The sequence below is a fragment of the Arthrobacter sp. NPDC058097 genome (genome assembly GCF_042884885.1).
GTDB lineage: Bacteria > Actinomycetota > Actinomycetes > Actinomycetales > Micrococcaceae > Arthrobacter.
On sequence record NZ_JBHVSZ010000004.1, the window covers coordinates 115,848 to 123,712 of the forward strand.

Below are 7,865 nucleotides of genomic sequence, written 5' to 3' on the forward strand. Positions count from 1 at the left end.
CCTACCGGCCGCCGTCGGACTTACGGGAGGTGTCCAGCACAACCGTCCCCGCGGCACCATCCACGGTGACGGTGTCCCCTGTTCGTATCCGTACGGTTGCGTCTGGAACACCGACGACGGCGGGAATCCCGTATTCGCGCGCCACCACCGCACCGTGGGAAATGGGTCCGCCCATTTCCATGACCAGCGCCCCGGCGGTCATGAACAGCGGCGTCCATCCAGGGTCCGTTGACGGGGCGACGAGGATTTCGCCCGGCTCCAGGTGCGCGCCCGCCGGGTCCAGGATGACCCTGGCTTTGCCGGTGACGGTGCCGGCCGAGGCCGGCGCCCCCGTGAGGGTTCCCGGCGGCAGCCGGCCGTCCGCAGACGACGCCGCATGGGCCTGTCCGGCCATGGCAGCCTCGACATCGGTGCCGTCGGAAAGCAGCAGGCGGGGAATGCGCCGGCGCAGCATTTCACGCTGGTAGCTCCGGCGCCGAGCGGCGACGGGTCCACGCAGGTCCGCGCCGCGCAATGCCACGCGCGCTTCAGTGAGGTCCAGGAAGAACACGTCGTCCGGCGCCGCAATCCCACCCGCGTCTGCGAGTTCCCCGCCCACCTGCTGGAGCTGGCCCCGGAGGACGGCGAAGGCCGTTATCAGGCGGAACTTGGGGTATTCACGCATGCCGGCGGTTTCGCGTGCACGCCGCAGGCTGTGGGCAACGATCAGGCCGTACCGCCTGCCCCTGGACCGGGCTGCGCGCGCCGCCAGCTCGGCAACCTTGGCCTCGGCCTTGTCTGCCGCCCGCCGGAAGAGCCGGTCCGGTGCGAGCTCCGGGTCGGCCAGCTTCAGGTAGTTGGCCAGGACGTTGATGATGTGGGCAGGATCCTCGCCCCACCGGGGAACACCGAGATCAATTTCGGCCACTGCGCGGTGCCCGTACTTGGCGAGGAAGCCGCACAGCGCACCTTGGCAGGCGGCGGGCAACGTTCCTTCGGCGTAGCGGCCGGCGAGCACCTGCGGGTCTTCTCCGGTCAGTGCGCGGACTGTCTCCGGGTCCTCCCGGATTGAAGTGGCGGTCCGCCAGAGCTCCAGGTCCATCTCAGTGGTCACATTGTGCGGCAGGCCGCGCAGTACGGCCTGCAGTTCGCCGCGCTGCACCAGCCGGCCCAGCAGCAGCCGCGCCAGGCCCAGCCAGATATACCCGGCGGCTGCCGGCGGCAGGACCCTCATCACGGCGGGCGTGATCTCTTTGGTGAGGACGCGTTCCACGAAGTCCAGCCGCCGGGCGCCGGAGGCCGGCTCCTGCAGCACCAGCATCCGGTCCATCTCATGGTCCGCCTCGCTGACCCGCTCCAGCGCGGCAGTGGGATTGACCATCGCCCGCAGGACCTGCCCAAGCAGGCCAAACGGCGGCGATGCCCGCAGCCCCGCTTTCAGCGACGCCAGCCTGGGCGGTGCCGCGGTCAGTGCGAACCGGGGGTCGGCGGCCAGATACGCCAGCACATCCACGGACCTGGCATCAGCCACCTTCATGGCTCGCTGAAGGCTGCGCCTCCCGCCCTTGCTCCGCAGCAGGGACGTGACATCCACAAACATGCGCATCCCGATCTGGGCGGAACGGTAGGCGGCCGGTCCGCCGCCGGCTGACCGGTAGCTGTCGCTCATCAGCGTGAAGGACGACAGCCCCATCGGTGTCAGCGGCCGGGTCAGCCCCTGCAGCAGGCTGGCGCACAGGTAAGCCCGGGTGCCGCCGTCGTTGTTGTCAGCCTCGGGCAGCGGAAACAGCGTGGTGATCGGACGGGACTGCACCACCCGGATCCCGCCGTCCGGCTCGATGGCCCACTCCAGGTCCTGCGGCTCCCCGTAGAGCTCCTCCACCCGGGTCCCGATCCTGGCCAGGGAGCGGACCTGTTCATCCGTCAGGCAGGCCTGCCGCAAACCGTCCTGCCCAACGCCATCCTGCCCAGCGGCGTCCCGCCGGTGCACCAGCCGGGTCCCGCCGCCCGGCGCGGGCCGGCTTTCGATGAGTTTGTCGCCCAGGCTGCGCTCGAGGATCTCCCCGGTGGCGGCGTCGACCCGGAAATGATCCGGGTTAACAGCCCCGCTGACCAGCGCCTCGCCAAGACCGGGCGCGGCGTCGATCACGGTTTCCTTCCGCCGCCCGGTCAGCGGGTTCGCAGTGAACAGCACTCCGGCCACGTCCGCGTCCACCATCTCCTGGACCACGACGGCGATCCCTACCGAGCGCTGGTCAATCCCGTGATCGGCGCGGTAGGCCACGGCCCGGTCCGTCCACAGGGAAGCCCAGCAGCTGCGGACCGCGTCCAGCAGCGCGTCGGGACCGGCGACATTGAGGTACGTGTCCAACTGGCCGGCGAAGCTGGCTTCGGGGAGGTCCTCTGCGGTGGCGGAGGAACGCACGGCCACGGGCGTGTCCTCGCCCAGATCAGCGTAGGCGGCGAGGATGGCGTCGACGTCGCCCTCGGGCAATGAAGCCGACGCCAGCCTGCTGCGGGACTGCTTCGCCGGCGCGGAAGGCTCCACTCCTGCTGCTGCGGCGGCCCGCCGGTAGGCCGCGGTGGTGACGCAGAAGCCGCGCGGGACCGGCAATCCGGCCGCCAGGAGGACACCGAGGTTAGCAGCCTTGCCGCCCACTTCAGGCACCATGTTCGCGTCCACCCCGGCCAGGCCGATGACTGTGTCGTCCGGGCGTGATGGATCCCGGGGCGATGGACGCCGGTCCTTATGCTCATCCACCGGCCGGTCCGCTATCCCACTCCGCGCCGGATGGCCTTCCGGGATTTCCGGTGCGCCTTGCGGTACTTGGCTTCGGCCTTGGCAGCTACCTTCTGCTCCCGCTCCAGGAGCGAGCCGTAGGCCGCGTCAACCGGTTCCGGCAGGTCGGGGCCGCCGGCGAGCTTCCCAAGGAAAATTCGCGCCATCACACTGTCGTGGTGGTCGCCGAGGATCGTCTGCTGTTTGTGCGCCGCTTTGGCCAGTTTGGCGGCGCGCCGGCCGAAGACGGGGTCCACCGTCTCAGCGGCATGCCGCAGCCGCTTGGCGTCCTTCCTCACCTGGTGCAGAGCGGTTTCGTGCGCCGTGGCATCCTTGAGCTCCAGGCCGGGCTTTTCACCAACGCCGTCCTTGACCTGCAAAGCCGACTTGTGGGAGCGGCGCAGCCGTTTGGCGGACTTGCCCACCAGCTTGCGCCCGGCCTTGCGTGCGGGTGCCGAGGCGGCCTGGCGGACGGGCGGGTGGTCGCGGAAATCTTCGAGGTCGTCGAGGAGGCGGAAGTAGCGGTCGGTCAGGAGCACCTCCTGCGCCTTGCGGTAACCGGCGTCCAGCCGGGTGCCCAGCTCCCGCTCGATCCGCTGTCTCACGACGTCGGTCCCCTCCCCCGGCGGAAGCTTGTCCGCATGGGTCCGCAACCGGTCCTGCATTACTTCGGCGTCGCGGGGGGTGCCGAGGATCCCGCCCAGCCATCTGAGCTCGTCGCGCAGCCGGCCCACGGCGCCCTTGCCATAGAGTTTCCGGTAGACCGCGAGGGCCGACCGCACGCGGCGGGTGGCCGAGCGCATCGCATGGACCGCGTCCGGCTCCTCCAGCCGCACCCGGGCGTCGTTGACCAGGATTTCGCTGATCTGCCCGGCCAGGTATGCGCTTACGACGGCGGACACTGGCCATTTCTTGCCCGGTTTTCTGCCGCCGGGCTGCTTTGCCGCGACATCAGTTGCTGCCGTGCCTTCAGGTTCAGCAGTGCCGGGGGCTTTTGGCGCCGCCGCCCCCAGCGCGCGCCGCAGCTTGGACTCGTGTGCTGAAGGCTGCGCACCGGCCGCTGCCAGTACCACTTCTGCTGCCTTGAAGACCTCCGGCTGGCCGTGAACCAGCTCGAGTTCCCACTCGCGCCACTGCTGCTTCTGGCCTGCAGGTTCATCGCCCCCGTCCAGGAGAAGCTCGGCTTCCACGGTGTCATCGGCAAAGTCGGCGAGGTGCACGCCGTCGTCCCCGTAGAGCCCGTGGATGGTGCGCCGGGTGTTCAGGCGGGCCACAGGCTTGGGATCCGATCCGCGCAGGTAGGCGTGCAGGTGGGCCAGCAGCTTCTGGGGAACGACGTCGGCCTGCCCCAGCGGGGCGTGAATCTCCCGGCGGGATCCCGGCGCCTCCTCCGGCGAGGATGCGGGATCCGGCGGCAGCTTTACATGCCAGCCAGCGTCGGCTCCACCGCTCCTGCGCCGCAGGGTGATGCGGCGGGAGGCGAGAACCAGGTCCTCCGTGTCGAAATAGACGGCTTCAAGTTCGGCTTCGTGTGGTTCACCTACACTGCCCACACCGGCGATAGCGGCAAGGTCGGGCAGTACCGTGCCGGGGTCGACGTCGTACTTCTTCTCCGTTTCAAGGCCTTCGGCAGTCATGGCTGGGCGGCGTCCTTTCCCATTGCCGGGTTGCTGCGCGCGATGCGCCTGCTGGCCTGAGTCTATGCCCGGGCCGGTGGGCCCGCGAGAGTTTCCCCACAAAGTTCTAGACATCAAACGTCAAACGTCTAACGTTAAGGCATGGCGACTACCTCTTCAGCACCCCCGACCGCTGCCACCTACCCGGCCAAGCCGCGCACCGCCGTCGTCGCCGGCGTCATTGCCCTGGTCCTCATCGGCCTGAACCTGAGGGCGGGCATCACCGGAGCCTCGGCGCTGCTGCACGATTTGCAGCAGGTTCTGGGCTACGGGCCGCTGGTCGCCTCGCTCATCCCGTCCATTCCCACGCTGTGCTTCGCGGTCGCCGGAGCCGCGACGTCGTGGCTGACCGGGAAGCTCGGCGTCGAGAAGGCCATCCTGCTCTCACTCGGGATGCTGGCGGCCGGGCTGCTGGTCCGCGGCATTCCCACCACCGGCATGCTGGTGGCGGGCACGGTGGTGGGGATGTCCGGCCTGGCCGTCTGTAACGTCTCCATGCCGTCCTTCATCCGGGAGCACTTCGCCGCCCGCACCTCGCTCATGACGGCCGTCTACACAGTGACCATGACCAGCGGCGCCACCGTCATGGCGGTTGTGGTGGTTCCGCTGTCGCAGCAGCTGGGGTCGCCGTCGGCCGGGCTGGGCACCATCGGGATCCTCGCACTCTCCGCATTCCTGGGCTTCCTGCCCGTGACGCTGCACGCCCACCGCAACACCGTCCGGAAGGCTGCCGGACATGTCTCCCCGTGGCCGCTGCTGCGCACCAAGACCGGGCTGCTGCTCACCGGCATCTTCACCCTGCAGGCACTGCTCGCCTATGCGCTGCTCAGCTGGTTCCCGTACATGCTCACCACCATGGGCCTCAGCCCGGCGGACAGCGCCCTCATGTTCGGCGTCATGCAGCTGGTCTCGGTCCCTGCGGGCATGACGCTGATCGCCATCGGTTCCCGGCCGCGGATGCTGCGTCCCGCCGTCTACCTGGCTACCCTGACCATGACGGCCGGCATTGCCGCACTTCTTGCCCTTCCCGTCTCGCTGGCCGTCATCCCGGCGGTGCTGCTGGGCTTCGGCCTGGGCATCTTCCCCCTGGTGATGGTGATCATCAGCCGCAGCGGCCGGAACACCGCCGAGACCACGGCCCTGTCCACGCTGGCGCAGTCCACCGGTTACCTCCTGGCCACCGTCGGGCCGTTCGGCATGGGCCTGCTGCACAGCGCGACGGGAAGCTGGACGCTGCCGATTGCCCTGCTCCTGGTCATCGCCCTGGTGCAGATTGTCGTGGCACACCTGCTCAGCAGCGGCCGGGCTGCCGGAGTGCGCGCCAACGGCACGGGCACTGCCGGAACCGGCGCCGACGGAATGAAAGAATAGGACGCCATGACCCTGAGCACGTCGCACCGCCCGCCGCTGGCGGACGAAGTCACCGCGAAACTCCGCGGGATGATCCAGACCGGCGAGTGGCCGCTGCAGCAGCGCATCCCCTCCGAAACCGAGCTCATGTCCGGGCTGGGCGTGTCCCGCGGGACGCTCCGGGAGGCGGTCAAGGCATTGGCCCACAGCGGGATGCTCGAGGTCCGCCGCGGCGACGGAACCTATGTCCGCGCCACCAGCGAAATCTCCGGTGCCGCCCGCCGGCTCTACAAGGAACACACGGACGTGCACGTCCTCGAGGTCCGCGTGGGGCTGGACACGCAAGCGGCCCGCCTCGCCGCGCGGCATGCAACGGCCGACGACGTCGCCGCCATGCGCGCGCTGCTGACCGAACGCGGGGACGCCTGGCACGCCAAGGACTTCGCGCGCTGGGCCCTCGCCGACTGGGGCTTTCACGAGCGGGTGGCGCATGCCTCGGGCAATCCCCTCCTGCACGAGCTCTACGTCAGCTTCGGCGACGTTTTCCACGCAGATCTTCTGAAGCAGCACCGTCGCGCCGGTTTCAACGGCCTGCCGGATGCGGGCCACGGCGAGCTCGTGGACGCCATCGAAGCGCACGACGGCGACGCCGCCGTGGCAAGTGTGCTCCGGAACCTCAACTCCTGCGCGGAGTGGCTCGGCGAATAACGGGCTTTCGCCTCAACAGGAAACGTCAGTAGGCTTACCAATCAAGCCAGTCGACTGATTGACCTGATGAGTAGGAGTTCCGATGGCCCGAACAGCCCGCCTGTCCGAGCAGGATCCACCCCAAGAGTCCGCGTCCGGCCCGCCTGCACCCCGCCAGGCGCCCCCGCAGCCAGGGCACAAGCCGCCCCGTGAACTGTGGTCCGACAACCTGGGACGGGTCGGGATCCGGTGCGCCCAGGTGCTGCTGGTCCTTGCCGTGGCGGCGGTGTCCATCTACTGCCTTTTGCAGGTCCGGCTGCTGGTCATTCCGGTGCTGATCGCACTGATCCTGGCCGCCGCCATCGGGCCGTTCGTCAACCTGCTGCGGCGCCGCGGACTGCCCGGCGGGGCAGCCACGGCCGTGGCATTCGTGGCCCTGCTGCTCCTGCTGGCAGGCGTGGGCACCGTCATCTATTTCTCCGTCCGCAGCCAGTGGGGCGAGCTGGTCCAGCAGGCCTCCGAGGGGCTCGACGAACTCGAGAGCTTCCTCCTTTCCGGCCCGGTTCCCATCGACCGAGAGCAGCTGAACCAGGCCAGGGAGGGCGCCGTCCAGTTCGCCACGAGCAGCCAGGTCCGGTCGGGCGCCATCACCGGCCTGTCCGTGGTGACGGAGTTCCTGGCCGGCGCGAGCCTCATGGTGGTGATCCTGTTCTTCTTCCTCAAGGACGGCGCCAGGATCTGGAACTTTCTCCTGCGGCCCTTCTCCGGGGAGCGGGAGGCCAGGCTGCGGCGGGTGGGCAAGCGGACGCTCGAGGTTCTGGGCGGCTATGTCCGCGGCACGGCCATCGTGGCGCTGGTGGATACTGTGGCCATCGGTGCCGCGCTGCTCATTCTGCAAGTGCCACTGGCCATCCCGCTGGCCATCATCGTCTTCCTCGGCGCCTTCATTCCCCTGGTCGGAGCCACCGTTGCCGGAATCCTCGCCGCCCTGGTGGCCCTCGTCGCCAACGGTCCGGTGGTGGCCCTGATCGTGGTGGCCGTGGTCATCGCGGTGAACCAGCTCGAAGGCGACCTGCTGCAGCCGATCGTCATGGGCAAGTCGTTGCAGCTCCACGCCCTGGTCATCCTCATGGCCCTGACGGCCGGCACCATCCTGGCGGGGATCATCGGCGCCGTCCTGTCCGTTCCGCTGGCAGCCGTCACGTGGGCCATCATCCAGGTGTGGACCGCCGAGGACCCGCACCTCCAGGACATGAACCCGGACCTGCCGCCGGTGGACAGCCAGCCCACATAGGCACACCGATTCAGCGGAGGTAAACCGGGCACGACGGCGGCCGGGCACTTTGGTGCCCCCCCGCCCGGCAGGGGTATTAACAAAACCCCACACGAGAACC

The 7,865-nt window shown here is 69.1% G+C and carries 5 protein-coding genes; 3 read left to right on the forward strand and 2 right to left on the reverse strand.

Annotated elements, in window-relative coordinates:
- Position 1: 1 nt before the first annotated feature.
- Complete coding sequence (locus ACFVTE_RS08775; protein WP_387099218.1) at positions 2-2,740, reverse strand: PEP/pyruvate-binding domain-containing protein; 2,739 nt, start codon at positions 2,738-2,740, stop codon at positions 2-4.
- Between the two features lie 11 nt (positions 2,741-2,751).
- Positions 2,752-4,395, reverse strand: coding sequence for a CHAD domain-containing protein (locus tag ACFVTE_RS08780; protein WP_387099220.1), 1,644 nt, complete (start codon positions 4,393-4,395; stop codon positions 2,752-2,754).
- Between the two features lie 141 nt (positions 4,396-4,536).
- Between ACFVTE_RS08780 and ACFVTE_RS08785 the strand changes: the two genes are divergently transcribed.
- From ACFVTE_RS08785 to ACFVTE_RS08795, 3 genes are all read left to right on the forward strand, one after another.
- Positions 4,537-5,805: an MFS transporter gene (locus tag ACFVTE_RS08785; RefSeq protein WP_387099222.1), complete on the forward strand. Its 1,269-nt coding sequence runs from the start codon at positions 4,537-4,539 to the stop codon at positions 5,803-5,805.
- A 6-nt stretch (positions 5,806-5,811) separates the two neighbouring features.
- Positions 5,812-6,492, forward strand: coding sequence for a FadR/GntR family transcriptional regulator (locus ACFVTE_RS08790; RefSeq protein ID WP_387099224.1), 681 nt, complete (start codon positions 5,812-5,814; stop codon positions 6,490-6,492).
- Between the two features lie 82 nt (positions 6,493-6,574).
- The gene (locus ACFVTE_RS08795) at positions 6,575-7,765 is read left to right on the forward strand and encodes an AI-2E family transporter (RefSeq protein WP_387099226.1); all 1,191 of its coding nucleotides are present in this window, start codon (positions 6,575-6,577) and stop codon (positions 7,763-7,765) included.
- The last annotated feature ends 100 nt before the right edge of the window (positions 7,766-7,865 follow it).

Coding starts and splice junctions, on each gene's coding strand:
- ACFVTE_RS08795 (WP_387099226.1), top strand. CDS start 6,575: ATGGCCCGAACAGCCCGCCTGTCCGAGCAGGATCCACCCCAAGAGTCC.
- ACFVTE_RS08790 (WP_387099224.1), top strand. CDS start 5,812: ATGACCCTGAGCACGTCGCACCGCCCGCCGCTGGCGGACGAAGTCACC.
- ACFVTE_RS08780 (WP_387099220.1), bottom strand. CDS start 4,395: ATGACTGCCGAAGGCCTTGAAACGGAGAAGAAGTACGACGTCGACCCC.
- ACFVTE_RS08785 (WP_387099222.1), top strand. CDS start 4,537: ATGGCGACTACCTCTTCAGCACCCCCGACCGCTGCCACCTACCCGGCC.